The 20,826-nt window shown below is 56.5% G+C and carries 20 protein-coding genes; 8 read left to right on the top strand and 12 right to left on the bottom strand.

The genetic code is table 11. From position 1 onward, the window contains the following. Positions 1–191: 191 nt before the first annotated feature. The 6 genes from ACXAET_RS02920 to rpiA form a co-directional block, all read right to left on the bottom strand. Positions 192–1,628, bottom strand: coding sequence for a Do family serine endopeptidase (locus ACXAET_RS02920; protein ID WP_475187065.1), 1,437 nt, complete (start codon positions 1,626–1,628; stop codon positions 192–194). A 185-nt stretch (positions 1,629–1,813) separates the two neighbouring features. Next, positions 1,814–2,008: a DUF2065 domain-containing protein gene (locus ACXAET_RS02915; RefSeq protein WP_475180816.1), complete on the bottom strand. Its 195-nt coding sequence runs from the start codon at positions 2,006–2,008 to the stop codon at positions 1,814–1,816. Next, on the bottom strand, positions 2,008–2,886 hold the full coding sequence (gene hflC / locus ACXAET_RS02910) for a protease modulator HflC (protein ID WP_475180813.1): 879 nt from the start codon (positions 2,884–2,886) through the stop codon (positions 2,008–2,010). The genes ACXAET_RS02915 and hflC overlap by 1 nt, the downstream gene beginning before the upstream one ends. Then, positions 2,886–4,028: an FtsH protease activity modulator HflK gene (hflK, locus tag ACXAET_RS02905; protein WP_475180811.1), complete on the bottom strand. Its 1,143-nt coding sequence runs from the start codon at positions 4,026–4,028 to the stop codon at positions 2,886–2,888. Before hflK ends, hflC begins: the two co-directional genes overlap by 1 nt. 72 nt (positions 4,029–4,100) lie before the next feature. Next, positions 4,101–5,459 carry a glutathione-disulfide reductase gene (gor, locus tag ACXAET_RS02900; protein ID WP_475180809.1) on the bottom strand — a complete coding sequence of 453 codons (1,359 nt, stop codon included), beginning with the start codon at positions 5,457–5,459 and terminating at the stop codon, positions 4,101–4,103. A gap of 166 nt (positions 5,460–5,625) precedes the next feature. Beyond that, positions 5,626–6,411 carry a ribose-5-phosphate isomerase RpiA gene (rpiA, locus tag ACXAET_RS02895; RefSeq protein WP_475180807.1) on the bottom strand — a complete coding sequence of 262 codons (786 nt, stop codon included), beginning with the start codon at positions 6,409–6,411 and terminating at the stop codon, positions 5,626–5,628. 166 nt (positions 6,412–6,577) lie between these two features. Between rpiA and ACXAET_RS02890 the strand changes: the two genes are divergently transcribed. From ACXAET_RS02890 to ACXAET_RS02880, 3 genes are all read left to right on the top strand, one after another. After that, positions 6,578–7,279 carry a glutathione S-transferase family protein gene (locus tag ACXAET_RS02890; protein ID WP_475180804.1) on the top strand — a complete coding sequence of 234 codons (702 nt, stop codon included), beginning with the start codon at positions 6,578–6,580 and terminating at the stop codon, positions 7,277–7,279. Between the two features lies 1 nt (position 7,280). Further along, positions 7,281–8,654 carry an L-serine ammonia-lyase gene (locus ACXAET_RS02885; protein WP_475180802.1) on the top strand — a complete coding sequence of 458 codons (1,374 nt, stop codon included), beginning with the start codon at positions 7,281–7,283 and terminating at the stop codon, positions 8,652–8,654. Between the two features lie 202 nt (positions 8,655–8,856). Next, a complete protein-coding gene (locus ACXAET_RS02880; RefSeq protein ID WP_475180801.1) occupies positions 8,857–9,771 on the top strand; it encodes a DMT family transporter in 915 nt (304 codons plus the stop codon). On the opposite strand, the gene ACXAET_RS02875 is transcribed toward ACXAET_RS02880, so the two are convergent. Beyond that, positions 9,716–10,423: a thiamine diphosphokinase gene (locus tag ACXAET_RS02875; RefSeq protein WP_475180798.1), complete on the bottom strand. Its 708-nt coding sequence runs from the start codon at positions 10,421–10,423 to the stop codon at positions 9,716–9,718. The genes ACXAET_RS02880 and ACXAET_RS02875 overlap by 56 nt on opposite strands. A 122-nt stretch (positions 10,424–10,545) precedes the next feature. On the opposite strand from ACXAET_RS02875, the gene ACXAET_RS02870 reads away from it, so the two are divergent. The 3 genes from ACXAET_RS02870 to ACXAET_RS02860 all read left to right on the top strand — a co-directional run bounded on the left by ACXAET_RS02870 (position 10,546) and on the right by ACXAET_RS02860 (position 14,919). Further along, on the top strand, positions 10,546–12,261 hold the full coding sequence (locus tag ACXAET_RS02870) for a hypothetical protein (protein WP_475180796.1): 1,716 nt from the start codon (positions 10,546–10,548) through the stop codon (positions 12,259–12,261). 186 nt (positions 12,262–12,447) lie between these two features. Beyond that, positions 12,448–13,008, top strand: a complete 561-nt coding sequence (locus ACXAET_RS02865; protein WP_475180795.1) for an N-acetyltransferase family protein — start codon at positions 12,448–12,450, stop codon at positions 13,006–13,008. Positions 13,009–13,140: 132 nt separating this feature from the next. Next, the gene (locus ACXAET_RS02860; RefSeq protein WP_475180792.1) at positions 13,141–14,919 is read left to right on the top strand and encodes an adenylate/guanylate cyclase domain-containing protein; all 1,779 of its coding nucleotides are present in this window, start codon (positions 13,141–13,143) and stop codon (positions 14,917–14,919) included. A 271-nt stretch (positions 14,920–15,190) separates the two neighbouring features. Here ACXAET_RS02860 and ACXAET_RS02855 read toward each other — a convergent pair whose 3' ends face one another. From ACXAET_RS02855 to nthA, 5 genes are all read right to left on the bottom strand, one after another. Continuing rightward, positions 15,191–15,433, bottom strand: a complete 243-nt coding sequence (locus tag ACXAET_RS02855; RefSeq protein WP_475180790.1) for a DUF2842 domain-containing protein — start codon at positions 15,431–15,433, stop codon at positions 15,191–15,193. After that, positions 15,433–16,725 carry an adenylosuccinate synthase gene (locus ACXAET_RS02850; RefSeq protein ID WP_068334446.1) on the bottom strand — a complete coding sequence of 431 codons (1,293 nt, stop codon included), beginning with the start codon at positions 16,723–16,725 and terminating at the stop codon, positions 15,433–15,435. The genes ACXAET_RS02855 and ACXAET_RS02850 overlap by 1 nt, the downstream gene beginning before the upstream one ends. A gap of 157 nt (positions 16,726–16,882) precedes the next feature. Further along, positions 16,883–17,221, bottom strand: a complete 339-nt coding sequence (locus ACXAET_RS02845) for a nitrile hydratase accessory protein (protein ID WP_224890347.1) — start codon at positions 17,219–17,221, stop codon at positions 16,883–16,885. Further along, a complete protein-coding gene (gene nthB, locus ACXAET_RS02840) occupies positions 17,218–17,895 on the bottom strand; it encodes a nitrile hydratase subunit beta (RefSeq protein WP_475180785.1) in 678 nt (225 codons plus the stop codon). The genes ACXAET_RS02845 and nthB overlap by 4 nt, the downstream gene beginning before the upstream one ends. Further along, positions 17,892–18,506, bottom strand: coding sequence for a nitrile hydratase subunit alpha (gene nthA, locus ACXAET_RS02835; RefSeq protein WP_475180783.1), 615 nt, complete (start codon positions 18,504–18,506; stop codon positions 17,892–17,894). Before nthA ends, nthB begins: the two co-directional genes overlap by 4 nt. A 151-nt stretch (positions 18,507–18,657) precedes the next feature. Here nthA and secG point away from each other — a divergent pair, with 151 nt between their 5' ends. Both secG and ACXAET_RS02825 read left to right on the top strand, forming a co-directional pair. Further along, positions 18,658–19,023 (top strand): preprotein translocase subunit SecG, encoded by a 366-nt coding sequence (secG, locus tag ACXAET_RS02830; protein WP_475180779.1) that lies wholly within the window; start codon positions 18,658–18,660, stop codon positions 19,021–19,023. A 159-nt stretch (positions 19,024–19,182) separates the two neighbouring features. After that, positions 19,183–20,826 carry a CTP synthase gene (locus ACXAET_RS02825; RefSeq protein ID WP_475180775.1) on the top strand — a complete coding sequence of 548 codons (1,644 nt, stop codon included), beginning with the start codon at positions 19,183–19,185 and terminating at the stop codon, positions 20,824–20,826.

The following is a 20,826-nucleotide window of genomic DNA, read 5'->3' as shown; positions in this document are numbered from 1 at the left end:
ATTTCGTACCTGTTACCGTAGGAGGTCAGAGAATCATCCCCGATATCTGTCCACTGACCTCTCCCTGTATCAGAGCCACACGTCTTTTCGGCGTGTGGCTCACTTCTTTCAAAGTATACAGTTCTATAGAACCCGACGTCAAAAAAGGCCAGAGCATCCACTCTGGCCTTCTAATTCGCTTGTGCCTTGACTTACTCGCCGAGGCTCAACGCAACAAAGCGGGGTTCTCCGCCGCGACGCACCAAAAGCAACAGCGACTTGCGCCCTGCTTCGCGTGCCTCTTCCATGCGGGCCTCAAGATCCTGAATCGATGTGACTGCCTGCTGGCCAGCCTCGGTGATCAAATCGCCCGCGCGCAGCCCTTTGGAGAAGGCTTCGGACGCTTCGTCGACTTCGGTTACAACCAGACCTTCGGCATCCGCATCCAAACCAAGATCCGTGCGCAGCGTATCCGTCAGCGGTGAGATCGTGAGGCCCAGAATGTCTGCATTTTCCTCGACCGGTGCGTCAGGAACTTCATCCTCGGAGCTATCCGCGCGTTCCGCATCCTCGCGACGTCCCAAGGTGACCAAGACAGTCTGAGTGCCGCCATCACGATGAACCATGACGCGGACGGATTTGCCAACCGTGGTTTCACCCACCTGACGCACCAACCCGCGTGTATCTTCAACCTCTACCCCATCAAAGCTGAGTATCACGTCACCTGCCAGCAGACCGGCGTCTTTCGCCGGGCCGTCTGGCACATCGCTGATCAACGCGCCGCCGGGCTTGTCCAGCCCCATCGCCTCGGCCATGTCTTCAGTCACGTCCTGAATACGCACACCCAGCCATCCGCGACGGGTTTCACCGAACTCGCGCAGTTGATCGACAACCTTGACGACCACGTTGGACGCCATCGAAAACCCGATCCCGATCGAGCCGCCATTTGGCGACAGGATCGCGGTGTTTACGCCAATCACCTCACCATTCATATTGAACAGCGGCCCGCCCGAGTTACCCCGGTTAATAGCCGCATCCGTTTGAATATAGTCATCGTAAGACCCGCTGAGCGCCCGATTACGTGCTGACACAATACCTGCCGAGACCGAAAAGCCCTGCCCTAGCGGGTTGCCCATTGCGATCACCCAATCACCAACCCGCGCAACGTCGCTGTCGCCGAACTGCACATATTGCAGGGGACCGGACGCTTCGACTTTCAGCAAAGCAATGTCAGTTTTGTCATCCGTACCGATCACCTTGGCAGGGAGTTCCTTTATCGGCTGACCGTCGCCGGGGAAGAACTCAACCAGAATTTCATCGGCTTCCGCGATTACGTGATTGTTGGTAACAATGTAGCCATCTTCCGAGATCACAAAACCAGAACCCAGCGCGTTACTGCGCCGAGGGCGGTTGTCATCTTCACCATTGCGATCCTGAAACTCGCGAAAGAAATCCTCGAACGGAGAGCCCTCGGGCACAATCCCTTGCGGACCGGTCTGACCTTCAACCAACGTCGTGGTCGTGATGTTGACAACTGCCGGGCTGATCTGTTCTGCCAAGGGCGCAAGGCTCTCGCTGCGTGCCTGGGCGGCCGCAGACTGAGCCAGAATAAAAAGTAGCCCTGCAAAGGCCACCCACATCAGCCGCATAAAACCAACAACCTCGTCCCGACGGACGGAAATACTGCGCGCTTGTGCCTGCACTTGGGAACTCCTTGTCGACAATTCTTGTGCGGTCGCCCAACGGCAACCTTTCTTAGCAACCAATGTAGTCAGTTTGTCCAAGCCCGCAACTCGGGATCGCGGGGAATTCACCGGCAATTGAAAACACCAGCCTAAAACCCGACTTGATACGCGCCCCACAACAGCACGAAACCACTGACCACACACAGCAACCCTGCCAGTCGCCGCGCATGTTCAGGCAGGGACCGCAGCGCTTCGAGCATACGTTCAATAAGCGAAGGGGCCAGCGCATAGGCCAGCCCCTCGACAATCAGTACCAGCCCGAGGGCCAGAAGGATCATACCCATTACTGGCTTGCCTGCCCGGTCGGCGACTTAAGGTAGTTAAAGAACTCCGAATCCGGGCTTAGCACCATCGAGCTGTTGCCGCCGCCCAAGGCCCGCTCATATGCAGACAGTGAGCGATAAAACTCGAAGAACTCCGGGTCTTTGCCAAAGGCTTCCGCAAAGATTGAGTTGCGTTCAGCGTCCGCCTCACCGCGAATGATCTCAGCCTCGCGGTTTGCGTCCGAGACCAGCTCGACCACGGTACGGTCTGCCTGAGCACGAACGCGCTGTGCGGCCTCGTTACCACGAGCGCGTTCGTCAGTCGCCTCACGTTCGCGTTCAGCCTTCATCCGTTCGAAGGTGGCTTCAAGGTTCGCTTGCGGCAAGTCGGTCGCTTTAAGACGCACGTCGATAACACTCACACCCAGCGCCTGCGCTTCGGCAATCGCGCTGTTACGGATACGCAGCATCAGGGCAGCACGGTCAGAGCTAAGAATGTCGCGGGACGACACCGAGCCCAGAACCTCACGCGTTTCGGCACGCAGGATAAGATCCAGTCGATCCTCGGCCTGCGGAATACCGCCGACACCAACCGCTTGCCGGAACCGTTCCAGATCCGAGATCCGGTAACGCGCGAAGGCGTCGACCACGAGGCGACGATCATCCAAAGGTGTAACCTCAAGCGGTTGGACGTCAATCGACAAGATGCGGTCATCATAACGAACAACTTCCTGAATCACAGGGATTTTAAACGCCAGACCGGGTTCGTCTTTTACCGCAACCACACGACCAAACTGCAGCACGAGTGCGCGTTCACGTTCGTCGACGATAAAGATCGACGACAGGCCAAGAAGCCCGAGGATCACGATGGCGATAAGAATAATAGGTGACCTACGCATCAGTTGCTCTCCTGAACCTGACTACGGCGCAATTCGTTCAGCGGCAGATACGGCACGACGCCCTGCCCCTGACCCGTCGAATTTTCGTCCAAGATGATCTTGTCGACATCACCCAGAACCTGCTCCATCCGCTCAAGATACAAGCGCTTGCGCGTTACATCCGGTGCTTTCGAATATTCTTCGAGAACAGCGCTGAAACGACTGGCCTCACCCTGAGCGCTGTTGATCTGTTGCGCGCGATAAGCTTCGGCTTCTTCCAAAACCTGCGCAGCTTCACCGCGCGCTTCCGCCAGAACGCGGTTTGCGTAGGCGTCAGCCACGTTTTGCAAACGGTCGCGTTCCTGCGCGGCAGCCTGAACGTCGCGGAATGCGGCGATCACGTCTTGCGGCGGGTCGGCCTTGTCAAAGTTCACGCGGACAATGTTCACGCCCGAATCGTAGCTGTCCATCGTAAGTTGGATCAAATCCTGCAAACGGTCCGCGATGATTCCGCGATCGCGGTTCAGGATGGGTGCAAGTTCGCTTTGAGCGATAATCTCACGCATCGCCGATTCTGACACCGCACGAATTGTCTGGCGCGGGTCGCGCAAGTTAAACAAGAACTTCGCGGGGTCATTGATGTTCCAGACCACCTGGTAGTCAATATCAACGACGTTTTCGTCGCCGGTGAGCATGAGACCGTCATCGCTGCCGCGCGCGCCACCCATGTCTTCATTCTGTTCGCGCGTGACCGGGATGACCTCAGCGGTCACGAAAGGCCACGGGGCAAAGTTCAGACCCGGATTACCAACGGCCGAAAACTCACCCAGGAACAATTCAACCGACTGTTCTTCTGGCTTGACCGTGTAGAAACTTGCTGCTCCCCAAAGAACGGCAGCAACGACAACACCGATAAGCACGGTGCCTTTGGTGAAAATAGGACCACCCCCACCTGTACCTTGGCCACCGCCACGGCCTGATCCACCGCGACCGCCCATCAGGACGCGCAGTTGCTCCTGGCCTTTTTTCATCAACTCGTCGATTTCGGGGATTTGCGGGCCATCGCCTTCAGGGGGTTTACGACCGCCCCCGTTGTTTCCCCGATTTCCTCCGCCGCCCGAGGAGCCTCCGCCCCCCCAGGGGCCACCGCTGTTGCCCGCCATGTGTATCTATTCCCTTATGTTGGACCGTGTGATCACGGATTACCTTGTAACTTGTGTGCGCGCGCTTGCAAATCAAGCAGTGCGCACAGGTTGCCGCAATGTCACCAGTTCTTCGGCCATAACCGGGTGGACCGCGACAGTGCGATCAAAATCTTCCTTGGTCGCGCCCATCTTTACGGCAATTCCGGCCAATTGGATCATCTCGCCTGCACCCGGAGCGACAATATGGCATCCCAGCACCTTTCGGTTAGCCTGGCTGACGATCAGTTTCATCAATACGCGCTGGGTTCCGCCGGCAAAGGCGGTTTGCATCGGTTTGAAGGACGTCGCATAAACCTCGATCGCTTCCTGTTCTGCCGCGTCCTCTTCGCTGAGCCCGACTGTGCCGAATTCCGGCTGCGTGAAGATTGCCGTCGGGATCAGCTCATGATCCACCGGGGTTGGATTTCCTTTGAATACAGTTTCAACAAAAGCCATACCCTCACGGATCGCAACCGGAGTAAGGTTCACGCGGTCTGTCACGTCGCCAATCGCATAAATCGACGGTACACCCGTTTGGCTATAGTCATCAACGATGATTTCACCTTTGCGGCCACGTTCAACACCGACACCCTCAAGGCCAAGGTTGTCCGCGTTCGGTGTGCGACCAGTCGCGTACATGACCACGTCGAACTGATCTTCTGTGCCGTCTGTCGCTTTGACCCGGATCTTGTCGCCCTCTTTGGTCATCTCAAGCACGTTAGTACCCAGCCGTACATCAATACCGTTCTGGCGCATCTCTTCGCAGATGAGTCCACGCGCTTCTTCGTCAAAGCCGCGCAGAATTTGCGCCCCGCGATAGAACTGAGTGGTTTTTACGCCCATTCCATTCATGATACCGGCGAATTCACTGGCGATGTAACCGCCACCCACGATCAGGATGCTTTCAGGCAGTTTATCCAGATGAAAAATCTCATTCGAAGTAATTGCCAGGTCTGAGCCCGGAAACTGCGGAACAACAGGTCGGCCGCCGGTGGCGATCAGAATATGCTTGGCCGTTTTGCGCGTCCCATCTGCCAGTTCCACCGTGTGCGCATCAACCACATGGGCGCGTTGATCGAAGCTTTCGACGCCGTTATTTTTCAGAATGTTCCGATAAATACCCTCAAGCCGATCCAATTCAGCATAGAGCTTACCGCGGAACACATCCCAATCGAACGCGCCGGGCTTGATATCCCAGCCATATGCCTGCGCATCTTCCACCATGCTTGCGTATTCACTGGCAAACACCATCAGTTTTTTCGGAACGCAGCCCCGAATAACGCAAGTGCCGCCGTAACGATCCTCTTCAGCCAAGGCCACTTTGGCGCCGTTCTCACCAGCTGCCACACGTGCTGCGCGGACCCCGCCCGAGCCGCCACCGATGACGAACAGATCATAGTCAAAACTCATAGTGTTTCCCGTCATTGTTCTGATTGGGGTAAATTTCAGCAACCCTAGATATGGTCGACTTCAAGAGTTGCAATTCATTCTGTATCGACGGACTGCGCGCACCCCACATCCGGGATAGCTGGCCGATGCTTCTGGCATTTTCGGCGCTTGGCAACGCGGCTTTTCCTTAGTCCGCCAAATCCGAAAAAAGGTTTTCCCCACCGTCGACTAGCTTGTCCATTTCCGTGGTTCCGGCGTTAATGTCGCGCAATTCGACCCGACCATCGCCGTGGCCGATCACAACTTTGTCACAGATGTCGATAAACAAACCGTTCTCAACCACTCCGGGCACTTGATTGAGCACAAGCGCCAGCTGACGCGCATTTCCAATGCGCTGCAAATGCAGGTCCAGAATGTGGTTACCCTCATCCGTCACGAACGGCGCTTCGCCATTCATGCGCAGCTTGGCCGAGGTGCCAAGAACATCCATCGTGTCCAGCGCCTCTTCGATCAGGGTGCGGGTGGTTTGCCAGCCAAAAGGGATAACCTCGACCGGCAAGGGGAATGCACCCAGCGTTTCAACCTCTTTACCGGCATCAGCGATGACAATCATCTGATCGCTGGCTGTGGCGACGATCTTTTCCTGCAGATGCGCACCGCCGCCGCCTTTGATCAGGTTCAGTTCGCCGTCAAACTCATCCGCTCCGTCAATTGTCAGGTCCAGCCAACCAGCCTGATCCAGCGAGACCACTTCGATCCCGACCTCTCGGGCCAGTTGCGCTGTGCGGGTCGATGTCGGAACACCTTTGATACGCAGCCCTTCATTCTGCACCCGCTCGCCGATGCGGCGCACCATCCAGGCAGCGGTTGACCCCGTGCCCAGGCCGACCCGCATACCGTCCTGAACCATGTCGGCAGCGCGTCGTGCAGCGTTAAATTTGGCTTTGTCTATGGGCGACAGATCCCGGGTCATAGCAGCCTTTCCCTCTGTTACTGCCGGACTTATAGGGAATGCGCCCTCCAACTGCGAGAGCCAATTCACCCCTGTTGGCCGCAAACATGCAAAGAAATACGCGTTTCCGATGGGAAACGTCGCAATCAAGACTTTCGCCCCCATCGTCTCGTTATAAATAATCGCTATGAAAGCGCCTTATCGCCTGCACTATGCCCCCGACAACGCTTCGCTCGTGATCAGATTGACGTTGGAAGAAATGGGTCTGCCCTATGAAACCGTACTGGTGGATCGCCGCCAGAACGAACAGAACGGCGCGACCTATCGTTCGCTGAATCCGAACGGATTGATCCCCGTACTGGAAACGCCGCAAGGGCCGATCTTTGAAACAGCCGCCATACTGCTTTGGTTGGCAGATACGCATGCGCGCCTCGCTCCCGCTCCAGACCGCCCGGACCGTGCGGCGTTTCTCAAGTGGCTCTTTTTTGCATCCAACACATTGCACGCGGATCTTCGCATCCTTTTCTATGCAGAAAAATACATCGATGCCCAATATGCAGAGAGCTTGCGCACCGGCATTCGCCCGCGTCTGCGCGAACATCTGCGTGTTCTGGATGACGTGGCTCGGACAGCGCCACATTGGTTACACTCAAATCAGCCTTCGGTCCTGACCTATTATTTGGCCTGCCAGATGCGCTGGATGGCACTCTATCCGGCCAGATCTGACCGCAGTTGGTTTCAACTGGCCGACACACCCTACCTGCAAAGAATACTGATGCAATTAGAAACCCGCCCCGCAACCCGTACTGCTGTTGCAGCCGAAGGGTTGGGGGTTACTCCCTTCACGTCTCCAAGTTACGCTAACCCTGTAGAAGGCTCGGCTACCTGACATGTTTCTTTCAGTTTTTGATATGTTCAAAGTGGGCATTGGCCCGTCCTCGTCTCATACAATGGGGCCGATGGTGGCGGCTGCGCGCTTTCTGGACCTAATGCGCGCGTCACCGTTTGAGTTTGCGGGGCTGCGCGGGTCGCTGCATGGCTCGCTGGCGTTCACCGGGGTGGGCCACGCAACCGACCGCGCAACGATCCTTGGGTTGGCCGGCTTTGTTCCTGAAACATATGACAACGATAAGGCCGAGGCCGCGTTGGCCGAGATTGCCGAAACGCATTCTGTGACGCCCGAGGGTTTGCCAATCCTGAAGTTCAACCCGAAAGATGACCTCGTTTTCGACTACGAACAGACCCTGCCCGGTCACGCCAACGGAATGATCCTGATGGCCACTGATGCGCAAGGTGACGTCATTCTGCGTCAGGTATACTATTCGATCGGCGGCGGGTTTGTTTTGACCGAAGAAGAGCTTAACGACGGTGCCGCAACCGACGAAGGTGCGCCGGTTCCTTTTCCATTCAAGTCTGCGGCCGAAATGCTTGAAATGGCGAAATCCAGCGGCAAAAGCATCGCGGAAATGAAACGCGACAATGAGATATCGCGTGGTTGCGCCCAGAGCTTCGCCAAGGGCTCGGCCCGTTTGTGGCAGGTCATGAATGATTGCATCGAGCGTGGCCTGACGACCGATGGCATCCTGCCCGGAGGTCTGAAAGTCCGGCGTCGTGCCAAGAAAATCCATGACGCGCTTATGGCCGAGCGTGGCATGAACCTGACCGCACCGCACACGATCAACGACTGGATGAGCGTTTATGCCATGGCGGTGAACGAGGAAAACGCAGCCGGCGGCCAGGTGGTGACCGCCCCCACCAATGGCGCGGCAGGCGTACTTCCGGCGGTGTTGCGCTATTATCTTGACCACGTGCCAGGGGCGTCGGAGTCGCATATCGAAGACTTTTTGCTGACCGCTGCCGCTATTGGTGGGCTGGTCAAATTCAACGCTTCAATCTCGGGCGCGGAAGCCGGATGTCAGGCCGAGGTTGGCAGTGCATCGGCCATGGCTGCGGCAGGGCTTTGTGCCGTGATGGGCGGCACCCCGGAACAGGTTGAGAATGCCGCAGAGATCGCGCTTGAACATCATCTGGGAATGACCTGCGATCCGGTCGCCGGACTCGTTCAGGTTCCGTGCATTGAGCGTAACGGGCTTGGTGCCATAAAGGCTGTTTCGGCCGCTTCACTGGCGCTGCGTGGCGATGGTCAGCATTTTGTGCCCCTGGACGCGGCGATCGAGACCATGCGGCAAACCGGGCAAGATATGAATGAGAAGTACAAAGAGACATCTCTGGGCGGACTTGCGGTGAATGTACCCAATTGCTGACGCTAAAAGGCATAGGTGCAGAAAGCTCGTTGCACGGCAATTGTTCATCTGGAACGCGCTAGGTTCTATATCCCTGAATCCTGCGCTTGCGTAATGGCCGAGTGGGTTTAACTCAAGCGACGCGCTCGCCTGTGGTATCGGCCCTTACCAGCACTGGTCTAACGACTTTCCACCGACAGACAAAAGGCTTAGCGTCGCGCCTATGACACAGGACCGTCCCGTCTTTGGCATCACTTTGATGCTTGGCTTCTGCATCCTCGCACCGCTCGGGGATGCAATGGCAAAGCTGTTGGGCGAGACGACTCCGATCGGAATGCTTGTTTTTGTACGCTTTGCCGTTCAGGCGCTGGTACTAATCCCCCTCGTCGCTTTAACCGGGCGCAATTGGCGAATGCGTGGACGAGTATTACGACTCACTTTCATTCGTACCGTGCTGCACATCATCGGTATTTCCGCCATGTTCAGTGCATTGCTTTTCCTGCCGCTGGCCGATGCCATCGCCATCGCCTTCGTAATGCCTTTCATAATGCTGATCCTTGGCAAATACGTTCTGAGCGAAGAGGTCGGGCTGCGCCGTCTGATCGCCTGCGTCGTAGGATTCTCCGGCACGCTTCTGGTCATCCAGCCCAGCTTTGCAGAGGTGGGTTTTGCAGCGCTCTTGCCCCTTGTTGTTGCGCTTGTTTTTGCCCTGTTCATGCTGGTCACACGCCAGATCGCAAAAGAGACCGACCCGATTGCCTTACAGGCCGTCTCAGGTGTGATTGCAACTGTGCTGATGTTGCCGGTCTTGTTGGTTGGGGCATTCAGCGACACATGGGCTATATCCCTGATTGCGCCACACCCCGACAGCTATTTCCTACTGTGTGCAATTGGTCTTCTTGGTACGTTTGCACATCTGCTGATGACTTGGTCGTTGCGCTACGCGCCCTCTGCCACGCTGGCGCCGATGCAATATCTGGAAATCCCTGCGGCCACCCTGTTCGGCTGGCTGATCTTTCACGACCTGCCCGACGGGCTCGCCGCTATCGGTATCGGAATCACCGTGACTGCCGGTCTGTATGTCATTCTGCGTGAGCGGGCCATTGCCCGGTCTGCCCCGACAGAAACGCCCGCATAACCTCGTCCAGAGCGTCGCGCGGTACCATCATCAAAAGCCCGGGCCCATCGACCGACAGCTCCACCTTTGCCAGCGCCCTGTTTGAGGTACCAACGCGGCCGCTTGGTTCCAGCACCAACTCGTCAATGGGCCATTCGAGGCCCCGACTGCGGCCTGTCACTGTCTGAAAGGGAAACAGTGAAACGATGTCACCCGGTGTCAGGTTCAACTTTATACGTGGCGGCGCATGAAACACGACCTCACGTTCACCAAGCAAAATACAAGGACGGTCTGGAAGGCGGACCAGAGAGTTCAGCACCGCAAGCTGATGATCCAAACGGCCGCCCAGGAACCCGACGCCTAGGATCATAGGTGCCACTACACTGCGCAATGCCTTGTCAAAATCTGTGCTCTCCTGCTCACGGATAGGAAACAGATGGTCCGCCGGAATACGGTCACGATAGGCCCCATCAAGCGAATCAAAATCGCCGATAACCGCATCAGGAACACGACCCGAATCCATAACCGGCGCCGCGCCACCATCCACCGCAACGACCGTGTTGACGCGAATCAGCGTCAGATTTAAGTCATCAGGTCCAAGTTGACCACCGCCAACCAGCGCGATTGGCTCGTCAGACCGCACAATCGGCTTATTTTTCGTAAGATTGATCATTTTTCCCGGATTTGGACACATTGAGACCACAAAATGATAGGTTCATGCAGAGAGTTCCGAGCCATTAATGTGCCCGCTGTCGGCTATAGTGGCTCTCGTAGTTTGTAAAGGACGTGCGTCTGATGGTACAGAATAACAAGGTCTTAACCGTTTCTTATGGAACCTTCTCGTGCACTTTGGAAGGGTTTGATGATTCCTTTGAGACGATGAAAGCGATTGCCGAGTACTTTCGCGACCTCGCGGCGGATGATCGTTACTTTGGTTCTGAACCCCCGCAACCCGACGCCGAAATGCTGACACGGATCGCTCAGCGCGACATATCCCGCAGGGTCGAAGCCAGTCAGAACGACTCTGGCCTTTTGATCCGCGCGACAGAGAATTCCGCCCCATCGCAGCCTGCGGCCAGCGCATCAGGTCTGAATGTTGTCGACACACCGCCGCCTTCTCAGCCCTCGTTTAACGAGGCGGAGGCAGTCGATGACGCCCCTGCTCCAGCCGCCGACAGCATTGCCGCCAAGCTACAGCGCATCCGGGCCGTTGTTTCGCATTCCGAAGAGAACTCGGTCATCTACACCGAAGATGAAGAGACGGCCCTTGTCAAAAGCGCGGGTCCCTCGGATGCGGTTGCTGCGGCGTTTGCGGCAGGTTCGCTGGAGCCAGCTGATCTGGATAGAACCCCCGACGCCACTGAGCCTGTTTCAGCACATGGCGATGTGCAGGAGGAAATTCAGGACGAACTGCAAGAACCAGCCCAGCCCGAGTTGGACACACAGGGTACCGAAGAACCTGAATCCTTAGTCATGGAAGGCGAACCAGAAGCCTCTGTGGAGGAAAACGAACTTGAGGCTTCGGTAGTGGAAAGCGAGCCAGACGCTTCGGTCATGGAAAACGAAACCGACTCCGAAGAAATTGAGGTTGCGGACACTCCTGCGGAAGATCAGGTCGAGGAAGAGATCGCCGCACAGGACGCTTTGTTCTCGGACCTTGAAGAAACGGTCGAAGACGAACAGGAAGCGGACGCAGAGCCCAATATCCTCAGCGAAAGCGAAGATGATGCGGAAATCACAGCCGCAGTCAGTGACAGCGTCCTTACCGAAGAGGACGAGATCGACCTGCTTGAAGAGATTGCCAGTGTCGAGGCCGTTCTGGCAAAACGCTCATCCATGTCTGCCACTGAAGACACTGAATTGGATCGGGATGTTTCACGCCTCATGGACAAGGCAGGTGAGCAACTGAACGATCCAGATACCAGCAATCAGCGTGAGGCGTACACACACCTTCGCGCGGCCGTGGCAGCCACCGAAGCTGAACGGGGCGAAGCAAAACCCAAGGATCAGGAAAGCGATGAACAGGGGTATCGCGGAGACCTGTCATCGGTCGTCAGCCCACGCCGTCCAGAAATTCAGGTCACAAGCAAACGCCCAAGCAGCGATGCTTCTGCCCCACTGAAACTGGTCGCGGAACAGCGGATCGACAATCAATCCGGTGAAACCGGACCGGTTACCCCCCGTCGCGTAAAATCCGACTCTGAGGAAGAAGCGACCGAAGAAGGTGGCTTTGCGCAGTTCGCCGAGGAACAGGGCGCGCAGTCCCTGCCCGACCTGTTGGAGGCTGCCGCAGCTTATCTTTCCTTTATCGAAGGACAGGAGCAGTTTTCGCGCCCGCAACTGATGAACAAAATCCGCTCGTTGAAGCAGGACGACTTCAACCGCGAAGAAAGCCTGCGTTCCTTCGGACAATTGTTGCGCGATGGTAAAATCGAAAAGGCCGGCGGGGGGCGCTTTGCCGCGTCGACCGAGATTGGGTTCCGCCCGGATGACGAACGCGAAGCCGGTTAATTTCTGAACAAATTGCCAATAAATGAGCCGGGATTACCCCTGGCTCATTTTTTTTGCACATATGCCTCACTGCCCGTGTTTGGTGCCACAGTCACACTGCACCTTCTATGCTGCATTGCAGAAAGATGTTATAAACGGGCGTACCGTGATCGGTTTGTCACGAGTTGTTCAAGCAAAGGCTACGCCATGTATGAACTTCCGATACGACGTCTCAGAATTTATGACCGCCCAAAGATCGAAAGCCATTTCAATACCCTGGGCAGCGATACGCTGGCAGCACGGTTCGGCACGCAGGTCAGTGCCGCGTTTGTGCAGGACTATCTTTCCGGGATTTTTGAAAATTCCGCCGTTGTTTTCGGCGCATTTCCTGATTCCTGTCTACGTGGCGTGGGAGAACTTCGGCTGGTTCCGGATAACGAAACCCAGATGGCCGAGGCCGCTTTTACGGTCGAAGCCGAATGGCAAGATCGAGGGATTGGCGACGCCTTGTTGTCGCGGATCATCACTGCGGCCCGCAATCGCGGTATTCGAGAGGTTCACATGCTGTGCCTTGCAACCAACCAAAAAATGCGACGCCTTGCGGCCAAGCACGATGCTGAGCTAAGCCTTATCACCGGGCAGGTCGCGGCAACACTGACGGCACCTTGGCCTACCCCCCTCAGCGTCGCCGAAGAGATTTCCGGTGAGTATCACGCGATGGCACGTGCGATCTTTAGCTGGCCTTCATTGGCCCGACGCACGGGCTAAGGTGCTGTTTCGCTGTCTGCAAATCATCCAGGCATCAAATCAAAAAACACAAATCAGGCCAGACGAACAAATGGGTTACTAGGTCCATTTGGACAATTGTGGTATAAATCGTCGCTTGTGGGAGGAGCGAAGATGAAGGCCGAAATGGAACGCCGCCTTTCTACGGTACTTGCCACAGATGTCGTTGGCTACTCTGCGCTGATGCAGCGTTCTGAGGAGGACACAATATTGCGTCTGAAACGGCTACGCAAAATTGTGCGCCAACAGGCGGAACGTCATGGTGCCAGAATAATCAGCTGGTCAGGCGACGGCGCATTGGCTGAGTTTACCAGCCCCGTTTCGGCCGTGCGCGGTGCCTTCGAATTACAGCGCGAACTGGCGGCCCCTCATAACGCTCAGCAAATCGGGCTGCAACTTCGGATCGGAATTCATCTTGCTGATGTGATAGCGGATGGCGAAGATCTTCTTGGCGACGGTGTGAACATCGCGTCGCGTATCGAAGCCGAGGCTGAACCCGGCGGTGTTTTGGTTTCACAAACGGTTTTCGAGCAAGCAAAACGCGGCGCGCAGGTTCGGTTCAAAAAGCTTGGTCCGCGTCAGTTGAAAAACATTGATGATCCCGTCGAGCTTTATTCGGTTGAAGGGGACCTTGGAATACACAGCTGCATGCTGACACAAGAGACTGCTGTTACTCAGCCCGCGGCGCAGTCTCAACGTGACAACGGCGTCGTTGTCGTACCATTTCAAAACCGCAGCGCAGACGCCGAACAAGACTACTTCGCCGACGGATTCACTGAAGATTTAATTACGGAATTGTCACGCTTTAAGGAGCTTTTTGTAATTTCACGCAACGCCAGTTTTTCGTTGGCAAAACGGGATGCTCCATCAGAACAAATCTGTAAGGAAACCGGCGTGCGCTACGGTATCGAGGGCGGCGTGCGCGTGCTTGGCGCGCGCGTAAGGATTTCAGCAAGCCTGATTGACGGCATCACAAAGGAGCAGGTTTGGTCAGAGAAATATGATTGTGATGTGAATGACCTTTTCGACGTTCAAGATGACATGGTTGCCAAAATCGCAGCTGCAGTGGCCGGTCGTGTTGAAAGACAGGCAGAGGAAACAGCCCGCGCAAAACCTACGGAAGACATGGCAGCCTATGATTGTCTAAAGCGCGGTTTGCATTATCACCGAATGGGCGGCGTCACGCGTGACAATGCCGAAGAAGCGATGGGGTGGCTTGAAAAGGCTCTGGAGAAAGACCCCAATTTCGGTCGGGCACAGGCATGGCTGGCTTGCGCTGTGGCAACGCGCGACGAATGGCTTGGTGTCAACGATGTGGATCACTATTGGTCTATGGGGCGCCGCGCGTTGGAATTGGACAGTGACGATGCTGAGGTCCACAGGATCATGGGTTCATTGGCTCTTTACAAAGAAGACTTTGACAGCGCCCTTTACCATTTCACCCGCGCGCTCGAGATTACGCCGAACCATGCCTACATTGTTGCCCATGCTGGGAATGTTCATAACTACATGGGCGACGGTGAAACGGCGCTTGAATTTCAGCAGCGCGCGCAAGAGCTCGATCCGTTTCTTCCCGAGTATTGCCGTGAGGTGGGAGTGATCGCCAATTACGTCCTGGGCGAGTGGGAGGCGTGCTATAGCGCAGCGACAGCATTTCCACGCATGACCCGCCGTGCCGCCGCATACAGGGCTGCTGCCGCATTGCACTTGGATGATGACGTCCGATTGAAGCGCGCAACGCGCCGTTTGGCCACCGTTGATCCCGAATTTGATGCTGATGGCCTGCTGTCAGTGGAACGATTTCAAGAGGACTGGCGCAACGAAAAACTTAAAGACGATATGTATAGGGTAAGCGCCTTGATACACGGCAACGACTTGCGAGCCGTTGTCTGACAGGAACGCTTTGTAGTGTCCTCTGACAGCCTTTTCAGCGTGTGATGCAAGGACGGATCGTAAAAAAGGATTGCGCGCGAATGCGTCGTTGCAAACCGCTCGCACCCATCCGGCGCATGGGCCGAATGCGAAAAGTCCAAAGATGCCTGGCCAGTGGTCTTCACGACCTAGAGCTTGGCTGCATCAGTGTCGGACCGCATTACACCTGTTCAAGCTCCCGCCAAAGACTGCATTGTAAGACTTAAGACTTGTGAATCCCCCAAAGCAGAAATCAATCCGCGTCTTTATCCGGGTCTTCTTTGCCAACACCTTTGAAAACAAATTTGAAAGGCAGCGCCCAAAGAATGCCCAGCCCGATATAGACCAGCAGCTCCAGCCAGATCGGTGGCCGGTCCAGCCGGTTCACGATCGTCACAACCGCCACGATATAGATCGGCAACCCAATCACGAGCAGCACCAGAGACCATCGCCGCCTGGCCTTGTAGCTCAGGCCGGGTTTTTCCTTATCGCTCATCAGTCAGCAAACGGGTCGGTCACCAGGATGGTGTCGTCCCGCTCCGGGCTGGTGGACAAAAGGGCCACAGGGCATTCGATCAGCTCTTCAACGCGGCGCACGTATTTGATGGCGTTGGCTGGTAAATCCGCCCAACTGCGCGCGCCTTCAGTGGATTCGCTCCACCCCGGCATTTCCTCATAAACAGGCGTGCAGCGGGCTTGTTGATCTGCCGCGGTTGGCAGATAGTCCAACCGCTCACCATCCAGTTCATATCCCACGCAGATTTTCAGCGTTTCGAAACCATCCAGCACGTCCAGCTTGGTCAGCGAGATACCATTGACACCACTGGTCGCACAGGTCTGGCGCACAAGGCAGGCATCAAACCAACCGCAGCGGCGCTTGCGGCCGGTCGTAGTGCCGAACTCATGCCCACGCTCGCCTAGGCGTTGGCCATCGTCATCGTCCAGCTCGGTTGGGAACGGACCCTCACCCACGCGGGTTGTGTAGGCTTTCACGATACCCAGAACAAAATCAATCGATCCCGGGCCGATGCCAACACCGGTCGAGGCCTGTCCGGCAATCACGTTGGATGATGTCACGAACGGATAGGTGCCAAAGTCGATGTCCAAAAGTGCGCCCTGTGCGCCTTCAAAGAGGATACGCTTTCCGGCTTTACGCTTTTCGTTCATGACCTTCCAGACGGGTCCGGCGTATTGCAGGATTTGCGGCGCAATCTCGGTTAGCGATGCAATCAGTTCATCACGATTGATGGGTTCAAGTCCCAAACCATTGCGGAGCGCGTTATGGTGGACCAGCGCGCGATCAACGCGAAGGGCAAGCGTCGCTTCATCGGCAAGATCAGCGACACGGATAACGCGGCGACCGACTTTATCTTCGTAGCATGGGCCAATCCCGCGCCCGGTGGTGCCGATTTTCGCAACCGAGTTCTGGTTTTCACGCGCCCTGTCCAGTTCTCCGTGGAATGGCAGGATCAAAGGTGTGTTTTCGGCGATCATCAGTGTCTCGGGCGTGATATCTACGCCCTGTGAACGGATCGTTTCGATCTCTTTGATCAGGTGCCAGGGGTCTAGCACAACGCCATTGCCGATGACGCTCAGCTTACCGCCGCGCACGACGCCCGATGGCAATGCGTGCAGCTTGTAAACCTCACCATCAATGACCAGAGTATGACCGGCGTTATGTCCACCTTGGAAACGCGCGATGACGTCTGCCCGCTCGCTTAGCCAGTCGACGATCTTGCCTTTTCCTTCGTCACCCCACTGGGCGCCGACAACAACCACATTGGCCATATCCGGTCCTTTTGCGCTGAGTTATCAAACCCGGCTCGTATAGCGGGGACAAAGCGGCAGGGAAACCGGTATTTCGCCGCAGTTCCCGCCCTTACCCAGATGTCACTACCTGTCGGGATATCCTCGGGTGCGTTTTCAAAAAATGCACCCAACGCACTTAGTCGCGCGGCGCCAACCTCACCGGTTCACCATGAGGTGTTGTTAGGTACGCCTCTTCCCATGCATTCCTGAAATCAGAGATTTCCCCCTGAGCGGTCGCGCCTTGTTCGGCTAAGAGATGTTCCAGCGTTTCCAGCCAGGCGTTGAAATAGTCATCCCCGCCATCCAGTTCGCGGTCCAGGCCTCGACGCTTGAGTGTCGCTGAAAAACGGGCAACCCAGTCGGACCAATCGAAGCGACCGTCCTCGTTCAGGGCCACGGTTATGGCGAACACCTGTGCGTGCCACGGCTCAGAGAACGCGGGTTCAGGGGCGGTATGAGTGACGCAGGTGCTCATATCGGCTCCAGATAGCTTTGCCACAGATCAAGCACCACTTCATCCTTAGGATGCTCTGGTTGCGCCCAGAGTTCAGACGCAGCGAACGCCACAGCATAGAGCGGTTCTGGCGCCTCACCTAAACCGTGTGCATTTGAATCGGGAAACACATGCGCGCCATGTAGCCGAACAATTCTACCGACCGCACCGGATGCATAGGACGGCAGGCGCGTATGGCCACCATCAACAAGGCGATTGGCCGTTGGGCGCACCGTGCGGACATTCTGCCCGGTCTCAAATCGTGCCGGCACGGTCGAAGGTCGTTCCGTTGGCCCACCCTTGGCAAGGACCGCGGGAACAGATTCGGCTTTCAAGGCGCGTGACGAAAGAGGATGTGACTCAGCAGTGCCCCCGTCACAATAATCCTGTGCATTTAGCACACCCTTTTCCACCAGCAGGTCAGCAACTGCGGAAATCCACCTTTCGTAATAGGAGAACCGGACACTATCCTTGGGCGATAGTCTTTCCCGTGCGTGCCGCGTGACATCAAGGTTCCACTGTCCCAAAGATCCGGCGGCAAGCGTCACTGCCAAGGCCCGCCCTTGCCATTTTTCGGCGAAAACCGGTGCATCTTCGGCCTCGGGCCGAACCGGACCGTCCCCAAACCGTCCACCCATATCGTGCACGCGCGTCATGTCGGCACTTTGGGCAGCCCAGTGCCGATCATGCTGTCGCGGGTGACAAGCGCCACCAGGTCATCTTCGCTGAGCCCCTCTGAGCCTTCTGGCCGCATCGGAAGCACGAGGTAACGAATTTCCGCCGTCGAATCCCACACGCGCACGGCCGTCTCCGGTGGTAAGGTGACACCAAACTCTGCCAGAACTTTGCGCGGCTCACGCACGGCACGGGCGCGGTAGGTGTCGGACTTGTACCAGCCCGGCGGAATCCCAAGCAGAGGCCAAGGGTAGCAACTGCACAGCGTGCAAACGACCATATTGTGCTGCTCGGGCGTATTCTCGACAACCACCATATGTTCGCCCTGTCGGCCATAGAATCCTAGATCAGTGACAACCGAGGTTGCATCTTCCAGCAGGTCTTTTTTGAACTGCTCGTCAGACCAGGCCTTGGCGACGACGCGCGCACCGTTTTGCGGTCCGATCTTGTTCTGATAGGCGTCAATGAGTTCGTCCAGCGCCGCGGGGTCAACAAGCCCCTTTCGGGTCAGAATCGTCTCAAGCGCTTTTACGCGCAGCGCGGGTTCGGGTGGGAGCAAAGCGTGCGGGTGATCGTGGTCGTCATGCGGCATGAACCGCACCCTGCTTGAACAGCCGTCCCTCTGTCCAGTCAATTTGATGCGATGCCGCGCATCCCGTGTTATGATGTCAACTCGTCCCTTGCCCCCGCTGGCAAACTTGCATAAGTACCACGCGATACACGCCACGCTGTACAGGACCACCATGGAAAACGTTGTTCTCATCATCCATCTTCTTTTGGCTCTGGGCCTGATCGCTGTCGTTCTGATGCAGCGGTCCGAAGGCGGTGGCCTTGGTATGGGCGGTGGCGGCGGTGGTGCCATGACTGGCCGCGCGGCAGCGACCGCACTGGGCAAAGTGACTTGGATTCTGGCAGCGTGCTTTATCGTGACTTCAATCACTCTGACGATTCTGGCGGCTCAGAAATCCTCTGGCAGTTCGGTAATTGACCGCTTGGGCGTTCCCGCTCCGGCCCCGACCGAAGAAAGCGCCCCTGCAGTGCCGTCGGCAAATGATCTGTTGCCGCCAGCAGAAGGCGACAACGCGCCTTTGATTCCGCAAGCGAACTGATCCACAAAACCTAGAAATCATACAGAGGACTGCAACAGCATCTTGCGGTTCTCTTGCGCTTTTGGCGCGAATCCTTTATGTGTGAAGTCCCGTGATGCAGCGGTTTTTTGGAACCGTCGGGCAGCTGATATTGACGTCTCACGGGAGCAGCCGAAAAACATGGCGCGTTTTATTTTCATCACCGGTGGTGTGGTTTCGTCCTTGGGCAAAGGGCTGGCTTCGGCGGCTCTGGGTGCGTTGTTGCAGGCCCGGGGATACTCGGTACGTCTGCGCAAGCTGGACCCCTATCTGAACGTCGATCCCGGCACCATGTCGCCGTTTGAGCATGGCGAAGTCTTCGTGACCGATGATGGGGCCGAAACTGATCTGGACCTTGGGCACTACGAACGGTTCACCGGTGTAGCAGCGCGCAAGACCGACTCGGTCAGCTCGGGCCGGATTTATTCAAATGTGCTCGAAAAAGAACGTCGCGGCGACTATCTTGGAAAAACCATTCAGGTGATCCCCCACGTCACCAACGAGATCAAGGATTTCATCGCCATCGGCGAAGATGAGGTCGATTTCATGCTATGTGAGATTGGCGGTACCGTTGGCGATATCGAAGGCCTGCCCTTCTTCGAAGCCATTCGTCAGTTCAGCCAGGACAAGCCGCGTGGTCAGTGCATCTTTATGCACCTCACTCTGCTGCCGTACATCAAGGCGTCTGGCGAATTGAAAACCAAGCCGACCCAGCACTCGGTCAAAGAACTGCGCTCCATTGGCTTGGCGCCTGACATTCTGGTCTGTCGGTCCGAAGGTCCGATCCCACCGAAAGAGCGTGAAAAGCTGGCGCTGTTCTGCAATGTGCGCCCTGATAGTGTGATTGCTGCGCAGGACCTCAGCACGATTTACGACGCCCCGCTGGCCTATCACCGTGAAGGACTGGATCAGGCGGTACTGGATGCCTTCCAGATCAGCCCGGCCCCCAAGCCTGATCTGGCGAAATGGGAAGACGTCAGCGACCGTATTCACAATGCCGAAGGCGAGGTGAGTGTAGCCATCGTCGGGAAGTACACTCAGCTGGAAGACGCCTACAAGTCAATTGCCGAGGCTTTGACCCATGGCGGTATGGCCAACCGCGTCAAGGTCAAGGTCGAGTGGGTCGATGCCGAGGTTTTCGACACCGAAGATGCTGCCCCCTATCTGGAAGGCTTCCACGCGATTCTCGTCCCCGGTGGCTTTGGTGAGCGCGGCACGGAGGGCAAGATAAAGGCCGCCCAGTATGCGCGCGAACATAAAGTCCCTTACATGGGTATTTGTCTCGGTATGCAAATGGCAGTAGTCGAAGCGGCGAGAAACGCCGCCGGGATCACCGAAGCCGGGTCAGAAGAGTTCGATCACGAGGCCGGAAAGAAGCGTTTTGAACCAGTAGTTTACCATTTGAAGGAATGGGTACAGGGAAATCATACTGTCGAACGCAAAGTTGGAGACGATAAGGGCGGCACCATGCGTTTGGGTGCGTATAATGCCGTACTGGCCGAGGGATCGAAAGTGGCCGAAGTTTACGGCGGCACCAATATCGAAGAACGCCACCGGCACCGCTATGAGGTGGATATCAAGTATCGGGAAAAGCTGGAAAAAGCGGGCTTGAAGTTTTCAGGCATGTCGCCGGACGGACGTCTGCCAGAGATCGTCGAATGGTCGGATCACCCGTGGTTCATCGGTGTGCAGTACCACCCCGAACTCAAATCAAAACCGTTCGACCCGCACCCCCTGTTTCGCGATTTCGTACGCGCGGCCAAGGACAGCTCTCGCCTCGTATAA

Source organism: Ruegeria sp. AWH4_226 (genome assembly GCF_056159225.1).
This window is presented reverse-complemented; position numbering and strand designations above follow the sequence as displayed.